Source organism: Nocardia sp. NPDC003183 (assembly GCF_053590715.1).
The window spans coordinates 977,204-994,151 of the sequence record NZ_JBSFTG010000001.1 but is presented as its reverse complement, the minus strand read 5'-3'; the positions used below and the strand labels follow the sequence as shown (position 1 = coordinate 994,151).

At 66.7% G+C, this 16,948-nt stretch carries 15 protein-coding genes; 9 read left to right on the top strand and 6 right to left on the bottom strand.

From position 1 onward, the window contains the following. Positions 1–50: 50 nt before the first annotated feature. Together ACWDXS_RS04545 and ACWDXS_RS04540 are read right to left on the bottom strand one after the other, a co-directional pair. Positions 51–2,216, bottom strand: a complete 2,166-nt coding sequence (locus tag ACWDXS_RS04545) for a 3-hydroxyacyl-CoA dehydrogenase NAD-binding domain-containing protein (RefSeq protein WP_387444777.1) — start codon at positions 2,214–2,216, stop codon at positions 51–53. 37 nt (positions 2,217–2,253) lie between these two features. Then, entirely contained in the window at positions 2,254–3,468 is a 1,215-nt protein-coding gene (locus ACWDXS_RS04540) for an acetyl-CoA C-acetyltransferase (protein ID WP_378629992.1), read from the bottom strand. 78 nt (positions 3,469–3,546) lie between these two features. Here ACWDXS_RS04540 and ACWDXS_RS04535 point away from each other — a divergent pair, with 78 nt between their 5' ends. The 7 genes from ACWDXS_RS04535 to ACWDXS_RS04505 all read left to right on the top strand — a co-directional run bounded on the left by ACWDXS_RS04535 (position 3,547) and on the right by ACWDXS_RS04505 (position 10,335). Continuing rightward, positions 3,547–4,203, top strand: coding sequence for a TetR/AcrR family transcriptional regulator (locus tag ACWDXS_RS04535; RefSeq protein WP_378990433.1), 657 nt, complete (start codon positions 3,547–3,549; stop codon positions 4,201–4,203). Positions 4,204–4,422: 219 nt separating this feature from the next. Next, entirely contained in the window at positions 4,423–5,832 is a 1,410-nt protein-coding gene (gene hpnE, locus ACWDXS_RS04530; protein WP_449961998.1) for a hydroxysqualene dehydroxylase HpnE, read from the top strand. A 124-nt stretch (positions 5,833–5,956) separates the two neighbouring features. Continuing rightward, positions 5,957–7,186, top strand: a complete 1,230-nt coding sequence (locus ACWDXS_RS04525) for an acyl-CoA dehydrogenase family protein (RefSeq protein ID WP_378990149.1) — start codon at positions 5,957–5,959, stop codon at positions 7,184–7,186. Then, on the top strand, positions 7,186–8,334 hold the full coding sequence (locus ACWDXS_RS04520; protein ID WP_449961995.1) for an acyl-CoA dehydrogenase family protein: 1,149 nt from the start codon (positions 7,186–7,188) through the stop codon (positions 8,332–8,334). Before ACWDXS_RS04525 ends, ACWDXS_RS04520 begins: the two co-directional genes overlap by 1 nt. Positions 8,335–8,336: 2 nt before the next feature. Then, entirely contained in the window at positions 8,337–8,957 is a 621-nt protein-coding gene (locus ACWDXS_RS04515; RefSeq protein ID WP_449961992.1) for a QsdR family transcriptional regulator, read from the top strand. Positions 8,958–8,971: 14 nt separating this feature from the next. After that, the gene (locus ACWDXS_RS04510; RefSeq protein ID WP_387444769.1) at positions 8,972–9,796 is read left to right on the top strand and encodes an enoyl-CoA hydratase-related protein; all 825 of its coding nucleotides are present in this window, start codon (positions 8,972–8,974) and stop codon (positions 9,794–9,796) included. 86 nt (positions 9,797–9,882) lie between these two features. Further along, the gene (locus tag ACWDXS_RS04505) at positions 9,883–10,335 is read left to right on the top strand and encodes a MarR family winged helix-turn-helix transcriptional regulator (protein WP_379318283.1); all 453 of its coding nucleotides are present in this window, start codon (positions 9,883–9,885) and stop codon (positions 10,333–10,335) included. Positions 10,336–10,424: 89 nt separating this feature from the next. Here ACWDXS_RS04505 and ACWDXS_RS04500 read toward each other — a convergent pair whose 3' ends face one another. Continuing rightward, entirely contained in the window at positions 10,425–10,706 is a 282-nt protein-coding gene (locus ACWDXS_RS04500; protein WP_378990155.1) for a hypothetical protein, read from the bottom strand. An 82-nt stretch (positions 10,707–10,788) separates the two neighbouring features. After that, positions 10,789–12,330 (bottom strand): MFS transporter, encoded by a 1,542-nt coding sequence (locus ACWDXS_RS04495; protein WP_449961987.1) that lies wholly within the window; start codon positions 12,328–12,330, stop codon positions 10,789–10,791. Positions 12,331–12,436: 106 nt separating this feature from the next. Between ACWDXS_RS04495 and ACWDXS_RS04490 the strand changes: the two genes are divergently transcribed. Next, the gene (locus tag ACWDXS_RS04490) at positions 12,437–13,045 is read left to right on the top strand and encodes a TetR/AcrR family transcriptional regulator (RefSeq protein WP_387444764.1); all 609 of its coding nucleotides are present in this window, start codon (positions 12,437–12,439) and stop codon (positions 13,043–13,045) included. A gap of 88 nt (positions 13,046–13,133) precedes the next feature. Here ACWDXS_RS04490 and ACWDXS_RS04485 read toward each other — a convergent pair whose 3' ends face one another. Next, the gene (locus ACWDXS_RS04485; RefSeq protein ID WP_449961983.1) at positions 13,134–14,450 is read right to left on the bottom strand and encodes a lipase family protein; all 1,317 of its coding nucleotides are present in this window, start codon (positions 14,448–14,450) and stop codon (positions 13,134–13,136) included. A 166-nt stretch (positions 14,451–14,616) separates the two neighbouring features. Continuing rightward, positions 14,617–15,174 carry a TetR/AcrR family transcriptional regulator gene (locus tag ACWDXS_RS04480; RefSeq protein ID WP_449961980.1) on the bottom strand — a complete coding sequence of 186 codons (558 nt, stop codon included), beginning with the start codon at positions 15,172–15,174 and terminating at the stop codon, positions 14,617–14,619. Between the two features lie 447 nt (positions 15,175–15,621). On the opposite strand from ACWDXS_RS04480, the gene ACWDXS_RS04475 reads away from it, so the two are divergent. After that, positions 15,622–16,920, top strand: coding sequence for a PucR family transcriptional regulator (locus tag ACWDXS_RS04475; protein WP_449961978.1), 1,299 nt, complete (start codon positions 15,622–15,624; stop codon positions 16,918–16,920). Positions 16,921–16,948 lie beyond the last annotated feature (28 nt).

Sequence of the window (16,948 nt, the reverse complement as noted above, 5' to 3'; positions counted from 1 at the left end):
CGCCGCCCGGTATTCCCGGGCGGCGGGGGTTCTGTTCGTCGTCGTGACCGTCAGCCGAGAGTTTCCCCGGCGGCGGCCTTGACTCGCAACGACTCCGGGACCTCGAACCGGTCGCCGTAGGCGGCCCGCAGCTCATCGGCACGCGCGACGAAGCCGGCCAGACCGCCCGCGTACTGGTTGATGTACTGGATGACGCCGCCGGTCCAGGCCGGGAACCCGATGCCGAAGATGGAACCGATGTTCGCGTCCGGCACGGTGCGCAGCACACCCTCGTCGAAACACCGCACGGTATCGAGGGATTCGGCGAACAGCATCCGTTCCTGCATGTCGATGAACGCGATGCCGTGATCGTCGCGGGTGTACTTCTCGACCAGTCCCGGCCACAGGCCCAGCTTCTTGCCGTCGGCGTCGTATTCGTAGAAGCCGCGACCCTCGAGCCGACCGGGGCGCTCGAAGTCGTCGACCATCGCGTCGACGAGCGGGTACGCCTTCGAGTCGACCCAGTTCTTGCCCTCGGCGAGCAGATTCTCCTTCAGGCTGCGCCGGATCTTCTGCGCCAGCTTCATGTTGATCTCATCGGCCAGCGCCAGCGCACCGACCGGGTACCCGGCCTGGGTGGCGGCCTGTTCGACCGAGGCCGGATGCACGCCCTCGGCGACCAGCGAGATCGCCTCGTCCATGAACTGGCCGATCACCCGGCTGGTGAAGAAGCCGCGACTGTCGTTGACCACGATCGGGGTCTTCTTGATGGCGAGGGTGTAATCGACGGCACGGGCGATCGCCTCGTCGCTGGTCTGCTCGCCGACGACGATCTCGACCAGCGGCATCTTGTCCACCGGGGAGAAGAAGTGCAGTCCGATGAAGTCCTTCGGCCGCTGCACGCCCGTGGACAGATCGGTGATCGGCAGGGTCGAGGTGTTGGATCCGAGCAGCGCGTCCGCGTTCACCAGATGTTCGATCTCGCCGAACACCTTCTTCTTCAGACCCGGATCCTCGAACACCGCCTCGACGACGAAGTCGCAACCCGCGGCGTCGGCCGGGTCCGCGGACGGGTGGATGCGACCGAGGATCTCGTCGTACTTGTCCTGGGTGATCGCGCCCTTGCGCAGGGCCTTGTCGAGCAGCTTGGCCGAGTAGGCCTTTCCGCGCTCGGCCGCCTCGATCGTGACATCCTTGAGCACGACCTGCATGCCGGCGCGGGCCTGCACATAGGCGATGCCCGCGCCCATCATGCCCGCGCCGAGCACGAGGACCTTCTCCGGCGTGCGCACGGGGAAGCCTTCGGGGCGGCTGCCGCCCTTGTTGATCGTGCCCAGATCGAAGAACAGTGACTTGATCATGTTCGTCGAGACCTGGCCACAGATCAGGTGGGTGCAGTAGCGGGTCTCGATCGCGAACGCGGTGTCGATATCGACCTGCGCGCCCTCCACCGCGGTCGCGAGCACCGCGATCGGTGCGGGCATCGGCGAACCCTTGAGCTGCTTGCGCACATTCGCCGGGAACGCGGGCAGGTTGGCCGCCACCGCCGGGCTCGACGGGGTGCCGCCGGGGACTTTGTAGCCCTTCACGTCCCACGGCTGCGCGGCCTCGGGGTTGGCCGCGATCCAGGCGCGAGCCTTGTCGAACATCTCCTCGCGGGTGGCGGCGACTTCGTGAACGATGCCGACCTGCAACGCCTTCGCGGGCTTCATCCGCTGGCCCTGGCCCACGACGTTGAGCACCGCGCTGGTGATACCGAGCAGCCGAACTGTCCGGGTGACACCACCGGCACCGGGCAGCAGACCGAAGGTGACCTCGGGCAGGCCGAGCAGGCTGCCCTTGGCGTCGAGCGCGATCCGGTGATGGGTCGCCAGCGCGACCTCGAAACCGCCGCCGAGCGCGGTGCCGTTGATCGCGGCGACCACCGGCTTACCCAACGTCTCGAGCCGACGGAACGCCGCCTTGTAGGTGTCGAGGCCGAGTGCGATCTGCGGTGCGGTCTCCGGTGTCGCGTTCATCAGCAGGTTCAGGTCACCGCCGGCGAAGAACGTGTCCTTGCCAGAAGTGAGGATGACCCCGTCGAAGCTGTCGCGCTCGGCCTCGAGCCGGTCGACGGTCGCGGTGAGGTCGCGCGCGAACGCCTCGGTCATCGTATTGGTCGACTGGTTCGGGTCGTCCATCGTGAGCACGAGCACCCGATCGGCGCCGAGTTCCCAGGCAATCATGTTGTCAGTCATTGCTTTTCGTTGTTCCTTCGGTATCGGAGTCCGACGCTCAGACGCGCTCGATGATGGTGGCGATGCCCATGCCACCGCCGATGCACAGCGTGATCAGCGCGCGGCGCGCTCCTCGTCGCTCGAGCTCGTCGACCATGGTTCCGGTGATCATGGCCCCGGTCGCGCCGAGCGGGTGGCCCATGGCGATGGCGCCGCCGTTGACGTTGAGCTTCTCGTCGGGGATGTTCAGCTTCTTCTGGAAGTTGAGCACCACCGAGGCGAAGGCCTCGTTGAGTTCGAACAGGTCGATGTCGTCGACCGTGAGCCCGGCCAGCGCCAGCACCTTCTCGGTCGCCGGGACCGGGCCGGTCAGCATGATCGTGGAATCGGCGCCGCTCACCGCGGAGGCGACGACTCGGGCACGCGGCGTGAGACCCGCGGCGACACCGGCGGATTCACTGCCGATGAGTACCAGCGCCGAACCGTCGACGATGCCGGAGGAGTTGCCGGCGTGGTGGACGTGGGTGATCTTCTCGACGTGGTGGTAGCGCTGCATCGCGACGGCGTCGAAGCCGCCCATCTCCCCCATCGCCGCGAACGACGGGGTCAGCCCGGCCAGGCTTTCCACTGTGGTGTCGGGGCGCATGAACTCGTCGTGGTCGAGCAGCACCGCTCCGTTGATATCACGCACCGGGACAATGGATTTGGCGAAGTAGCCACCCGACCAGGCGGCGGCGGCCTTGCGCTGCGAGCGCACCGCGAAGGCGTCGACGTCCTCACGGGTGAAACCCTCGATCGTGGCGATCAGGTCCGCGCCGACACCCTGCGGCACGAAGTAGGTGTCGTAGTTGGTGACCGGATCCATCGCCCACGCGCCGCCGTCGGAGCCCAGCGGAACCCGCGACATCGACTCCACGCCACCGGCGATGACGAGCTGCTCCCAGCCCGACCGCACCTTCTGGGCGGCGGTGTTGACGGCCTCGAGACCCGAGCCGCAGAACCGGTTGAGCTGCACGCCGGCGACGGTGTCGGGCAGCCCGGCCGCCAAGGCGGCGGTCTTGGCGATATCGGCACCCTGATCGCCGACCGGCGACACGACGCCGAGCACGATGTCATCGATCGCCGCCGGATCGAGTCCGGGATGGCGGGTCTTCAGTTCGTCGATGAGCCCGACCACCAGGTCGAGCGGCTTGACGCCGTGCAGGGCGCCGGTCTTCTTGCCACGCCCACGCGGCGTGCGGATCGCCTCGTAGATGAATGCCTCGGTCATGATTCTCTCTCCTCGCTCGAATCTGACAACAGGATGCAGCAGATTTGGAAATCTGACAAGGCTTTGTGGCAGACTCGACGCATGGTCAAGGATCGTGCGTACGCGGGTGTGCCTGCCGAACAGCGGCGCGCGCAGCGCCGGGTCACGTTCCTGGAGGCCGCCAGGGAGATCGTCGGCACCCAGGGCTCGGCCCGGCTCACCGTCGGCGGCCTCTGCCGCCAGGCCGGACTGACCGAGCGATACTTCTACGAGAGCTTCACCAACCTGGACGCCGTCGTCACCGAGGTCTACGACCAGGTCATCGGTGAGCTGACCGAGCTCATCGCCGTCCGTGTGCGCGCCGCCCCCGACCCCCTGCGCGACAAGGTGCACGCGGCCATCGCCGCGGGCCTGCAGGCGGTCGCCGACGACCCGCGACTGATCCGCATCGCCTTCACCGAAGCCCAGCTCAACCCCGCCCTCAACGCACGCCGCACGGCGACGATCCGCGGCTTCGCCGCGCTGGTGCTGGCGACGGTGAACAAGCAACTCAGCCCCGAAAGCACCGGCGCCGCGGGCGCATACGGCGAGCTCGCCGCCATGCACCTCGTCGGCGGGCTGTACGAGACCGTGTACGGCTGGCTCAACGGAGCACTCGATCTGACCAGAGACGAGCTCGTCGACGAATCGACCGAGATCTTCCTCGCCGTCGTCGAGCAGATCCTGGGACCCGAAAGCCTCCTGAGGCGCCGGAGTTAGCCCGACGCCCCGATCAACCGCGCGGCACACTCCTACCGCCGCGCACGTGCTGACCCCTTTCGGACGCGAGCGCTTCGCACCTCAGCCGCGATCGGCCGGGCAGCGAGTTCCGTTCCGCACGAGCGGTTTCCATTCTGTACGAACACGTCGACGTTGTGCGAGTATGACTGACCAAATCTCTCATTCATTCTCACATTCATCGATTGCCCGGAGGTACCGATGGGGCAGCAAGAATCCCCGCACGTCCTGGTCGCGGGGGCGGGCCTGGCCGGATTGGCCACGGCGGTCTGGCTCGCGGAGACAGGCCACCGCGTCACCCTCGTCGAGAAGCGAGGACGCCTCGGCGGTCGCACGATCTCGTTCGAGGTGCCCGGTATCGAAGGCAGGGTCGACAACGGTCAGCACCTGTTCGCCGGTTGCTATGACGCACTGCTGCGCTACGTCGATACCATCGGCACACGCGAGCAACTCTTCTGGGACGCACCGCCGTTCGCGATCAGGACCGGGCCCGACCGGCTGCTGACCCTGCGCGCGCCCGCCTGGCTGCCGGGCACGCTGCGCCGCGCTGTCGGGCTGTCCTGGATGGTGTGGCCACCGATCCCGCTGCGCGAACGGCCCGCTGCCCTGCGCACCTGGGCGCGGATCGCCCGCGCCGCGCTGCGCCCGGCACCGGAGCTCGACGACCTGACCGTCGACCGCTGGTTCAGGCAGATCGGTGCACCGCAATCGTTGCGCGCGTTGGTGCTCGATCAGTTCGTCATCGGTCTGCTCAACGAGAAGACCGAGCGGGTGTCGGCCTCCCTGTTCGTCCAGACCCTGCACTGGATCGGCAAGCGCGCGCTGTCAGGGAACAGCAGGGCCGGTGACGCGGTCTGGCCGCGGGTGAGTCTGCACGAGTTGTTCGTCGCACCCGCCGAGCGCTATCTGAGGGCACACGGCGCGGAGATCGTCGTCGGTGCCGGAGTCACCGATCTCGAGATCGTCGACGACGGGCTCGCCGGTGTGCAGCTCTCCGACGGGCGGGTCATCGAGGTGGACGCGGCGGTTCTCACCTTGCCGCCGTGGTCGCTGACAACACTGCTCGATCGCGGCCGGCTCGGGCAGTACGACCACTTCACTCCCGTGCGCAAGATCGAGCCCGCCCCGATCTCGAGCGTGTATGTGTGGCTGGATCGTCCGCTCAGGATGCGCAGGCTCGCGGAGAATCTGCGCGACACCACCATCGAGTGGGTTTTCGACACCACGGGGATGCACGGCGTCGAGACCGAGTCAGGGCACTGTTACTCACTGGCCGTGAGCGCCTCGTGGGATGTCGTCCATCTGCCCAACGCCGAATTCACCGCGGCGGCACTGCGATCGCTGGCCGAGCACTACCCCGAGTTCGCCGAGGCGCAGGTGCTGCGCACCCACGTCATCCATCAGCCGCAGGCGACCTTCTCGGCGCAGCCCGGTTTCGACGCGCTGCGCCTGCCGCAGCGCACGCCGATCGAGGGCCTGTTCCTCGCGGGCGACTGGACCGAGACCGGCATGCCCTCGACGATGGAGGCCGCTGCCGAGAGCGCGGTCCGCGCCGTCGGCGCAGTCCACGAATATCTCGTCCCCCATACCGGCGACAGCAGAATTAAGTGACTCTCCATTCTAGGCACTGACGCCTCAACATCCCTTGATTCCAGACTGAGACAGAAGTACATTGTGTCTCACGCGACCGCAGGTCTGCATGGGCGCAATGGAGCACATCCCTCCGGGAGGGTTGATGGATTACGACTGGTCAGCGGCTGATCTCTCCTTTCAAGACGAGGTTCGCACCTTTCTCGACGAGAAGCTGACACCCGATCTACGCCGTGCCGGACATTTGGCGACCAGCGTCTATCCGGATCACGAAGCCAGCATGAAGTGGCAGCACATTCTTCACGATCGCGGCTGGGCGGCACCGGCATGGCCGGTCGAATACGGCGGCTGCGACTGGAGCCTCACCCAGCACTACATCTTCGGCCGGGAACTGATGCAGGCCGGTGCGCCCGCGCTGTCGCCGATGGGCATCAGAATGGTCGCGCCCGCGATCGTCGCCTTCGGCACAACCGAGCAGAAGGCGTACTACCTGCCACGGATTCTCACCGGTGAGGTGTTCTTCTGCCAGGGGTATTCGGAGCCGGAATCCGGTTCCGATCTGGCATCGCTGACGATGGCCGCCGTCGACGACGGCGAGGACTTCGTGTGCACCGGAAGCAAGATCTGGACCACCCACGCGACCGAGGCGAATTGGATCTTCTGCCTCGTGCGCACATCGCGCGAGGGGAAGAAGCAGGAGGGCATCACCTTCGTGCTCATCGATATGACCTCGCCGGGTATCGAGATCCGCCCGCTGGTGATGACCTCCGGTGAGCAGGTGCAGAACCAGGTCTTCTTCGACGGCGTCCGAGTGCCGAAAAGCAATGTGCTCGGCCAGATCGACGACGGCTGGACCGTGGCGAAGTATCTGCTCGTACACGAACGTGGTGGGGCACTGTCGCCGATGTTGCAGGTGATGGCCCAGGAAGTCGCGACCGCGGCAGCCGGGCAGACCGGCCCGGACGGCAATCCGCTGATCGATGACGCCACCTTCGCGGCGAAGCTGGCCGAGGCACGGATTCGCACCGAGGTACTCGAGATCCTCGAGTACCGAACGCTGTCGGTACTGGCGCAGGGCAAGAACCCCGGCCCCGCCTCGTCGATGCTCAAGATCCTGGCCACCGAACTGAGCCAGAAGATCACCGAATTGGCACTCGAGGCAGCGGGACCGCGCGGGCGGGTGTACCAACCGCATGCGACGAAACCCGGCGGCCCGATCGCCGGATTCCAGCCACCGGCCGACGGCTACCGCAGCGGCGACGAGTGGCAGGCCGTCGCACCGCTGCGCTACTTCAACGACCGGGCAGGCTCGATCTACGCGGGCAGCAACGAAATTCAGCGAAATATTCTCGCCAAGGCAGCATTGGGGCTCTGATGGACTTCACCTTCACCAAAGAGCAAGAACTCCTGCGTGATTCGGTGGCCGGATTCCTCGGTGCCCGGTACGACCTGGAGCAGAGTCGGAGCGCGGTCAAGTCCGGCGCGGGGTGGCAGCCCGCGGTGTGGCGCGGTTTCGCCGAAGAGTTGGGCATCCTCGGTGCGACCCTGCCCGAGAATGTCGACGGTATGGGCGGTGGGCCGGTCGAAATGATGGTCATCGCCGAGGAACTCGGGCGTGCGCTCGTCGTCGAACCTTATGTCGACACGGTCATCATCGGGGCGGGTCTGCTGCAACGCTGCGGCGGGACGGCTGCCGATGCACTGGTGCGGCAGATCGTGGCCGGTACGGCGCGCACCGCGTTCGCCGCACTCGAGCCGACGTCGGGTCATGCGATGCACGATCTTTCGACGACCGCGCGCCGCGACGGCGATTCGTGGGTGATCGACGGCAGCAAGACCGTCGTGACCAGTGCGCCGTTGGCGACCCATCTGATCATCAGCGCGCGCACCTCGGGTGCCCGGCGCGACGAATCCGGCATCTCGTTGTTCCTCAGCGAGTTCGATGCGGCGAATCCGCCGGCCGGGGTCGAAATCCACTCCTACCGGACGATCGACGACCGGGTCGGTTCCGATATCACCTTCACCGAATTCCGATTGCCCGCCGCCGCACTGCTCGGAGCGGAAGGCCAGGCATGGTCGTCGATCGAGGCCACAGCCGACGAGGCGATCGCGGCGATTGCCTCGGAAGCGGTCGGATGCATGCGCAAGGTGGTGGCGGATACCGTCGAATACGCCAAGCAACGCCGGCAATTCGGTCAGCCGATCGGCAGCTTCCAGGTTCTGCAGCACCGCATGGTCGATATGTACATGGAGCTCGAGCAGGCGATCGCCGCAGCGTATCTGGCGATCCACGCACTGAACGCGGCACCGGCGGTTCGGGCGCGGGCGGCATCCGCGGCCAAGGTCACCGTCAGCCGTGCCGCTCGATTCATCGGCCAGAACTCCGTTCAGCTACACGGTGCGATGGGCATGACCGAAGAACTCGCCGTCGGCCACTACTTCAAGCGGCTGACCGCGATCGAGCACGAATTCGGATCCACCGACCACCACCTCGCTCGCTACGCCGAGCTGACGAGGCCATAGTCGTGACCAGCGGCGAAAGTTCGTCGCCGCAACCGGAGGACCCGGCCTCGAGCACGCCCGCGAAACCGGCGCGCGAGGATGTTGTCGACCTCGCGCGCCGGTGGTTCCTCGAGGGCCGCCGAATCGATATGCAACAGCTGGCCCGGACATCCGGGATCGGCCGCGCCACGCTGTATCGCTGGTGGGGAAGCCGGGAAGTCGTCATCGGTGAAGTGGTGTGGCGGATCATCGCGGAGGCGATCGGTCGCGTCGAGGCACGTGGCGCGAGTGTGTCCGAGGATCCCGCCGGACGCTTCGTCCGCCACTTCGGCACCCTCGCGGATACGGTCCGCACCTTCGAACCGCTGACCCGATTCGTCGCCGACGACCCGGAATACGGCCTGCGCGTACTGACTTCCGGATACTCCGTCGTCCAGGGCCGAATGATCGACTGGGTCGCCTCACGACTGACCGACCTGCCCGATCTGGATCCGCGTATCGAAGTCCGCGATCTCGCCTACGCGATCGTGCGCGTCGGCGAAGCTTTCGTCTGGAGCGACATCATCACCGGCGACCCGCCACAGTCCGGCAAGGCCACCGCCATGGTCGAGCTGCTCGTGTCCGCCGCATCCGGCAAATGCTGAACCGAGGAGTCGAATTGTCCTACAAAACCATCATTTACAGCGTTGACGCGGCTGTCGCCACCATCACGCTGAACCGTCCCGAGGCGCGCAACGGCTTCACCACCGCGATGGCCGACGAACTCGGCGCTGCCTTTACCGAAGCCGACCGCGACGACGCCGTTCGCGCGGTGATCCTCGCCGCCGAGGGACGTGACTTCTGCGTCGGCATGGATCTCACAGCGGACGGATCCGAGGAGGACGTCACCGATCCCGACTGGGTCGAATGGTCCACCCGGGTCGTGCGCCCGATGACCGACCTGAACAAACCCGTCATCGTCGCCATGCAGGGCGCCGCCATCGGTGTCGGCCTCTCCATGACCCTCGCCGCCGACTTCCGCCTTGCCGCAACCGATTCTCGCTTCGGTTTCGTCTTCGCCCGCCGGGGCCTGTTCCCCGAGGGTGGTTCGCTCTGGTTCCTGCCGCGCATCGTCAGCCTGGCCAAAGCCAAGGAGTGGATGATCACCGGCCGCGTTTTCGGCGCCGACGAGGCCCTCGCCGCAGGCCTGGTCACCAGCCTGCACGCCCCCGAAGACCTCCTGCCCGCCGCTCGGGCCCTTGCCGCCGAACTGACAACCCAGGTCGCCCCTGTCTCCGTAGCAGCCATCCGCCGGGGGCTGGTCGCCATGTCCGGCGACAAGACCCCCGACGACGTCTTCGCACTCGACGCCCGCCTCATCTCCTACGCTTTCTCCAGTGCCGACCTCCGCGAAGGCATCATGTCCTTCCTCCAGAAGCGCCCACCTCGCTTCACCGGCACTGTGGCCACCGAGCTCCCCCACCTCGACGATTGGCTGTCCTGAACTGGCGCAGCTGCTTCGGCAGGCTGTCCCGCCCGGCTGAGGACTGTCCCCGGCCGGGACAGCGGGCATTTTTGTTCGTAAAGTTCATGATTGTGTCACCGAACTCGAATACCGCGGCTGTGGCCGGGGCGCTGTCCTTACTGACTGTGAGACTCGATCGCCTCCTGCGCCTGCATCACACCGACCAGCCGATCTCGTTGGTCCAACGCTCAGCGCTCACCACCCTCGTCCGCGACGGCGCCATGTCCTCGGGCGCGCTCGCCGTCAAAGAAGGAGTGCGGCCGCCATCGATGACGCGCACGATCAACGCGTTGGCCGCGCTGGGACTGATCGAGCGCAGACCCCACCCGTCCGACGGCAGGCAGGTCGTCGTCGCGGCCTCGCGATCGGGCCGGTCACTGCTGACCGACAAAGTCTCGGCTCGTGATGCCTGGCTCGCCGGGCAGTTGAGCAAGCTCTCCGACGAGCAGGCCACCCTGCTGAGGCAGGCCGTGGTGATCATGAGCCACATCGGCGAGGCGGAACCCCTTCCTGAATGATCGTCTCGCCAGGGCGTGATGGACCGGTCGGCTCGCCTCGAGCTCACCGGCCACGGCGATGTCAGGCGGCCGTCGTGGCTGGATCCGCCTCAGATCCGGCGCATGAAGGCGAGCGTGTAGTAGACGTTGTCGATGTTGCGCTCGACCACGCTGACCAGTTGCCACCCCTGCGATTCGAGCATCTCGACACCGTTGAGCAGGTGCACGACAGGTTCGAAGATCGCGCGCTGATACGCGGCCGAACCGAACACAAAGCCGCCGGTCTGCGGTGAGCTCAGCACCAGGTTGCGACGCGGATAGGACCGCAGGTCCACCGCACCGTTCAACACGGCGATGACATCGAAAACAGGCCCGGGCGCGGGAGCATTCACGCCCTCATCGTCCTACACCCACCGGGCGCCCGGCACCTTTCGTACCACCACGACCGAACGCGGAGATCGTTCTCGCCGTGACCTATCCGCGCGAGGCCACGGTTTCGGCGGTCTTGTCGGTGCGGCGTCTGCCCGGCGCCCACACGGCGATGAGTACGGCCGCCCCGATGGTCAGGAATCCCAGCACGGTCGCGGACTCCTGCATGCCGTGGATGAACGCGGACTTCGCGAAATCGCCGAGCTGCTGCGCGGGCGGGCCCACGCGCTCCACCACCTCGAGCGCGGCCGCGAGCGAGTCACCGACCGGTTCACGCGCGGCCTCGGGGAGGCTGGGCAGGGCGGGGGCGATGCGCTCGCCGTAACCCGCCGCGAGCACGCTGCCCGCGATCGCGATGCCGATGGCGGCACCGATTTCACGGGCGGCATCGTTGACCGCCGCGGCTACACCGTGCTTCTGCACGGGGGTGCCGTCGACGATCGCCGCTGTCGCCGGCGCGGTGGACAATCCGATCCCCGCGCTCATCAGCAGCAACGGGCCGAGGAGGTCCCCATAGGAAGTGTGCGAATCTACTTGCGCGATCATGAGCATCGCGACCCCGATCGCCAGCAAACCGACAGAGGCGGGGATTCGCAGGCCAACCCGTTCCGCCACCCTGGGCGCGATCACGGAGATCACCACCATCGGGATGCCCATGGGAGCGAGCGCGAGTGCCGACATCAGCGGACGGTAGCCCAGAATCAGCTGAAAGTACTGCACGACCAGCATGAACAGGCCGAAGGTGACCAGGAACTGCACCGTCACTATCGCGGTGCCGCTGCCGAAGCCCCGGTGCGCGAAGAGCCGGATATCGATCAACGGGTGCGCGACCCGTCGTTCGATAGCGACGAAAGCTGTTGCCACGGTCAGCCCTACAGCGGTCGCGCCGATCACTATCGGATCGAGCCAGCCGCGTACGGGCACCTCGATCGCCGCGACCACGATCGCACCGATCGCCACGGCGCTGGTGACCGCACCGAGCGGGTCCATCGCGGACCTCGAGGTGTCCACCGACTCGGGCAGTGTGAAGGCTGCCACCGCGAGCATCGCGCCCGCGACCGCCATCCCGGCGAAGATCGAAGCCCAAGACCAGTTTTCGATCAGAACGCCCGAACCGAGGATGCCGAGGATCGCGCCGACCCCCGCGACACCGGCCCACAATCCGACCGCGCTGCTCCGCCGTTCCTCCGGAAATCCGGCGGTCAGCAACGACAGCGTGGACGGCATCACCAGCGCCGCGCCGACTCCTGTCACGACCCGCGCGACGATCAGCCACGTCGGGCTGTCGAGCAACAAGGGAGCCGCTGAAGCGAACGAGAAGATGACGAGCCCCGTGACGAGAACGACACGCCTGCCGTACCTGTCACCGATCGCACCCCCTGGCAGGACGAGGCAGGCCAGCGCCAGCGTGTAGCCGTCGACAATCCAGGTGAGTTCGGCCTGGCTCGCCCCGGTGTCGGCCGCGATCTCCGGCAACGCCGTATACAGCGCGGCCATCGACGAGGTGACGAGAACTACCGCGAGACAAGACAAGGTGAGCAGCCAACGCTGGGCCGCGGACAATCGGTCGCGTCCGGGGGGAACCATCGGGCCTCCGCTACTGTCAGTATCGCTTCGCTACTATGTGTAGCATAAGTATCTGACGGGAGGTAGACCGTGGGAAAGGTCCACCGGCAGAGGAATACTGGACGATATGAGCGGAACTGACGCCGCCGAGGTCGACCCACGCCGGGTGCGCTCACGCGCCCGGCTACTCGATGCGGCCTCCGCGCTCCTCCAGGACGGCGGCGTGGAAGCGGTCACCGTCGAGGGCGTGACCAGGTTGTCCAAGGTCGCCAGAACCACCCTGTACCGGCATTTCGACAACGCGATTCAGCTACGCGCCGCCACCATCGAACGGCTGCTGCCGTCGGCCCTGGAGACCCCGCCCGAAGGCCCGCTGCGCGAGCGCCTCATAGCCCTACTGGAACGCCAGGCCGAGGCGATTCGAGACACGCCACTGCAGGTGTCGACCTTGGCGTGGCTGGCGACCGGCTCGGACCACAACGCCGACAACGCGGCCGTCAGCTCGCTGCGCCAGCGCATCATCGACCACTATCGGGTGCCGTTCGACCAGGTGCTCGACACCCCCGAGGCACACCGGCAACTGGGCGAATTCGACACGTACTTCGTACTGTCGCAATTGGTCGGGCCACTCGTTTTCGCGAAGCTCATCGGTCTACGCGCATCGACCCCGCAGGATTGCGCTCGGATCGTCGACGACTTCCTCGCGGCGCGCGCCGAGACTCCTCCGGCGTCCTGAATCCCGCCTGCGCGCCACCATCATTCGCACCACCGTCGACGTAGTCCACCCGGCTGTGCTGCCGATCGCCGGGACCGGCAGCACGACATCACAGATCCGATGTCAGCGAGTTGCCCTCGGGAATCGTGCCGCAACTCGATCCAGCGGCCTCGCCCGCGAAGCGCGCATCGATCCACGAGACAGCGCCGACACTCCACGCAGCCAAGGTCGGGATATGGCTGAGCTCGTCGTATTGCCGGTATTCGACGAAGGGGTTGCCGTCCGCGCAGTACCGGCGGGCGAGGCTACGGACATCTCCGGCGACCATGACGCCGTCACCGGCGCCGACCGTCGGCTTGCTCCCGTCCGTACCTTCCATGACCCCGTTGGCACCCTGGGCGATGTAGAGCGGGATGGTCGGGGTCGGCGCGTTCGCGAGGTTGACCTTCTCGACCGCTTCCACCAGGGGCGCAACACTATTGGGGTCGGCGTACTCGGGCTTGACCATCTGCTGCCACGACAGGCCGGGATACTGGAACAGCACGTTGGCGATCGACGCGGACCGCAGCGCGGCGACGACCTGCGCGCCGTACGCACTCAGGTAGGGCGAGAAATCGAGGTCATAGGAGCGCGCGACACCGATGACCGCCATCGCGGCGACACCGGACCAGCCGACGCTGCCGCTGACATAGCGCAGGTTGTGCGCGGGATTGACCAGCAGACCGCCCTGGGTCGCGCCGACGAGCGCGGCGTTCACGTCGGGGGCGTAGTCCGGCGCCAGCGCCGCGGCCCAGTCGGTCGCGATCGCGCCGCCGGAATAGCCGACCAGACCGATCCGTGTCTGCGCCGTGAGCCCGGTGGCCTCCGAACGGACCGCCGCGCGGATCGAGTCGAGTGTGTTCATGCCGTACTCGGGCCCCGCCGCGAAATTCGCTTGCTGCCCTTCGGTATCGGCGATGATCACCGTGTAGCCGCGCACGAGGAGGTCCGCGATCACCGTGGCCTCCGAGGTCAGCACCATACCGCCGAAGCTGACGTCACCGGCGATCGAGCGTGAGGGTCCGTGCTCCGGGTCGAGCGAGTCATAGAAGGACTGGTAGGCGACCGCCCGAGTCGGATCCACTCCACCGGGCGGGATCAGGATCGAGGTGACGTTGGCACTCGGCCGATACCGGGCATCGGTGGTCCGGTACAGCAATTGCACCGCGGTGATCGGCGTGGGGATGCCGACGAGGTGATAGGTCGTGGTCCGGCTGTCGAGGACAGCTCCGGGCGCGAGGTCGGCCAGCGGCGTGTCGTCGCGGTAGCTGTAGAACGGGTCCGATGCCGCAGAGACCGGTGGCGCGAACACTGTGGTCGAGGCGAACGCGACCGACAGCGCGGCGATCGCCGACATCATCGGGGCGACCGAGCGTGCATTCTTCAAGAATTTCCCCTGAAATCTGATACCGCCACCGGATGAAATCCAGCAGCCATTCGAACGAGGCCGAGTACGGGATCGACACGAATTCCCGACCACAACCGGACACGAGTATCCGGTTGCTGGAACGTATTGTTGACGAAATGGCCCCGCTCCGTCAAGTACTCGAGTTCTAGTCACACAGGGCGTGCAGCAACAGGCCCCGGCATTTGCCCGCCACCGATTCCCGTTCACATTCCGGCGTCTTGTTCAGCAGCGCACCCAGCATTCCCACGGCGAGGAAGATCTCCTCGGCGGTGACGCCCCGGCGCACACTGCCACGACGGCTGTCGTCGGCGAGTTTCTCGTCGAGCAAGGCGTACAGGCGGGCGATGATGCCCACCAGGCGCGGGTCGCTGCTGTCCGCGACACGGAACAGATCGAACAGCACAGCAACCTCGACGATTTGGTCGAAGATCTCCGCCAGCAGCTCGTCCAGCGTCGAGTCGACATTGGCGACCATCGACTCCAGCTGGCCAAGATTCTCCTCGAAGACCGCGAGGATGATCGCCTCTCGGTTCGGAAAGTGCCGGTACAGGCTGCCTTGACCGACGCCCGCCGTCCGCGCGATCAGGTTCAGCGGAACGTCCAGGCCGTGTTCGGCGAATGCGGCCTTCGCCGCGACGAGCAGGGCGAGACGATTCTCCGCGGCGGCAGCAGGTCCCCTGTTGGTACGGCGCGGCGAGCTCATCCGGCCAACGTTACCCATCGGCCGATCCCGTCCGGCACCGAACGGCGCCGGACGCTGCTGTCGATGCGCGCGCCGAGCTCCGTCGACGCGCGCCCATCACCTGAAGAATTGTTGAATCAACAATTCGAAGAATTGAGCCGACGCCAGACAGCTTCCGGCACCACACTGTACGGAATTCATACGCGGCCCGGCGTTGACCTATTCGAATCTAGCAGCGAAACCCTGCCTTACCAAACGAATGTCAGACATTTGTCCGCCGTTCCAACCGCGAATGCGCGATTGGTACGCCCCCACAATCTCTACCCGCCTTCCATCGCGGACCGGGAAACATCCGGACACAACAGTCCGGTTGCGCTAAGGTGCACCTATGCCGGCTTCCGCTCCCTCCGACAGCACATCCGGGCGCCGCGCGCGGCCGACCCGGCGCGACCACCACCTGACCGTGCGGTGAAGACGGCGATCCCGCGCACGCAACGCCACGTCCGCGAGCCGATGCCCGCGTCCGCGGAGGACACGGCGCCGGCCTTCGAATGGCTCACGGCTTTCGCACTGCGGATGCGATCCGAGGCCGAGTCCGAGCCGATCCTGTCCGCCGTCGACTCCGCGATCCAGGAGACCTTCCCGCACTACCTCGCCGACGTCGAAGTCCATCGAGAAGTCCGGGCGGCTACCAGAGCCCACTGGTTGGGCTTCCTCGCGGTGATCGGGCGCACGCAGTTCGAGGCGCGGCCACCCGCCGAGGCAGTGAACGGCGCACGGACCGTGGCCCGCCGCGGCTACGGAGTGGACATGCTGCTCAAGACCTACCGCGCCGCGCAGCGGGGGTTGTGGCGATACATCACCCAGGTGCTGCACCAGCAGATCCCCGATCCCGAACTGCGCGGGGCTGTCCTGGTCATCTTCTGGGAGCACAGCACCCTGTGGCTCGATACCTGCCTCGACGGCATCGTCGCCGCCTACATGGACGAGCGTGAGCACCACACCCGCAATTCCGATGCCCAGCGCACAGAGATCGTGCAGGCCATCTTGCGCGGGGAACCGGCACCACCGGCCGATTCGCCCGACAAACTCGCACACTCGATGGACAACGTCCATGTCGCGCTTGTTCTCTGGACCGACCCCGAGGTGCCGGCGCGATACGCCACCGGTCTGCTGCGTGACTACGCGGCCCAGATCGCGCGCGCACTCGGGGCGCCCCCTCCGCTCCTGATCAGCAGTGGCGTCCACGGTTTGTGGGCCTGGATCGCGACGTCGCATCTCCCGGACATCGCCGCGGTGGCGCCGCCGCCGAGCGCACACCTTCATCTCGCGCTCGGCACCCCCCGCCCCGGTGTGGCGGGCTTTCGGCGAAGCCATCTGGAAGCCTGTGCCGCTCAGCGGATCGCGACCAGCGCACAGAATTCCGGCGCGGTCACCGCCTACCAGGACATCGACCTGGTCTGCCTGCTCACCGGCGACGGAGACATCGAGTCCGTGCGCGCGCTCATCGAACGCGAACTCGGGCAACTGGCCGATCGAAGCGAGCAAGGCGCCCGTCTCCGCGACACCGTGTTCGAATTCCTCTGTGCCGGAGGCAATATCGACGCGGCCGCGAGCCGGCTCGGCGTGCACGGCAATACCGTCCGGTACCGGCTCAAGCAGGCGGAGCGCCGGTTGGGTCATCCGATCGAGAGCCGACGGGTCCACCTCGAGCTGGCGCTGCGCTGCCTCGAAGTCTATGGCGAGCAACTACTTCCAGCACCGTAGCCTCGCGAACGACGGGCGGGCGGGTCGA

What these genes read in the sequence shown, in the direction of transcription:
- ACWDXS_RS04545 (WP_387444777.1), bottom strand. Translation starts at nt 2,216, where the DNA reads ATGACTGACAACATGATTGCCTGGGAACTCGGCGCCGATCGGGTGCTC.
- ACWDXS_RS04505 (WP_379318283.1), top strand. Translation starts at nt 9,883, where the DNA reads ATGATTGTGTCACCGAACTCGAATACCGCGGCTGTGGCCGGGGCGCTG.
- ACWDXS_RS04535 (WP_378990433.1), top strand. Translation starts at nt 3,547, where the DNA reads ATGGTCAAGGATCGTGCGTACGCGGGTGTGCCTGCCGAACAGCGGCGC.
- hpnE (WP_449961998.1), top strand. Translation starts at nt 4,423, where the DNA reads ATGGGGCAGCAAGAATCCCCGCACGTCCTGGTCGCGGGGGCGGGCCTG.
- ACWDXS_RS04525 (WP_378990149.1), top strand. Translation starts at nt 5,957, where the DNA reads ATGGATTACGACTGGTCAGCGGCTGATCTCTCCTTTCAAGACGAGGTT.
- ACWDXS_RS04520 (WP_449961995.1), top strand. Translation starts at nt 7,186, where the DNA reads ATGGACTTCACCTTCACCAAAGAGCAAGAACTCCTGCGTGATTCGGTG.
- ACWDXS_RS04490 (WP_387444764.1), top strand. Translation starts at nt 12,437, where the DNA reads ATGAGCGGAACTGACGCCGCCGAGGTCGACCCACGCCGGGTGCGCTCA.
- ACWDXS_RS04495 (WP_449961987.1), bottom strand. Translation starts at nt 12,330, where the DNA reads ATGGTTCCCCCCGGACGCGACCGATTGTCCGCGGCCCAGCGTTGGCTG.
- ACWDXS_RS04480 (WP_449961980.1), bottom strand. Translation starts at nt 15,174, where the DNA reads ATGAGCTCGCCGCGCCGTACCAACAGGGGACCTGCTGCCGCCGCGGAG.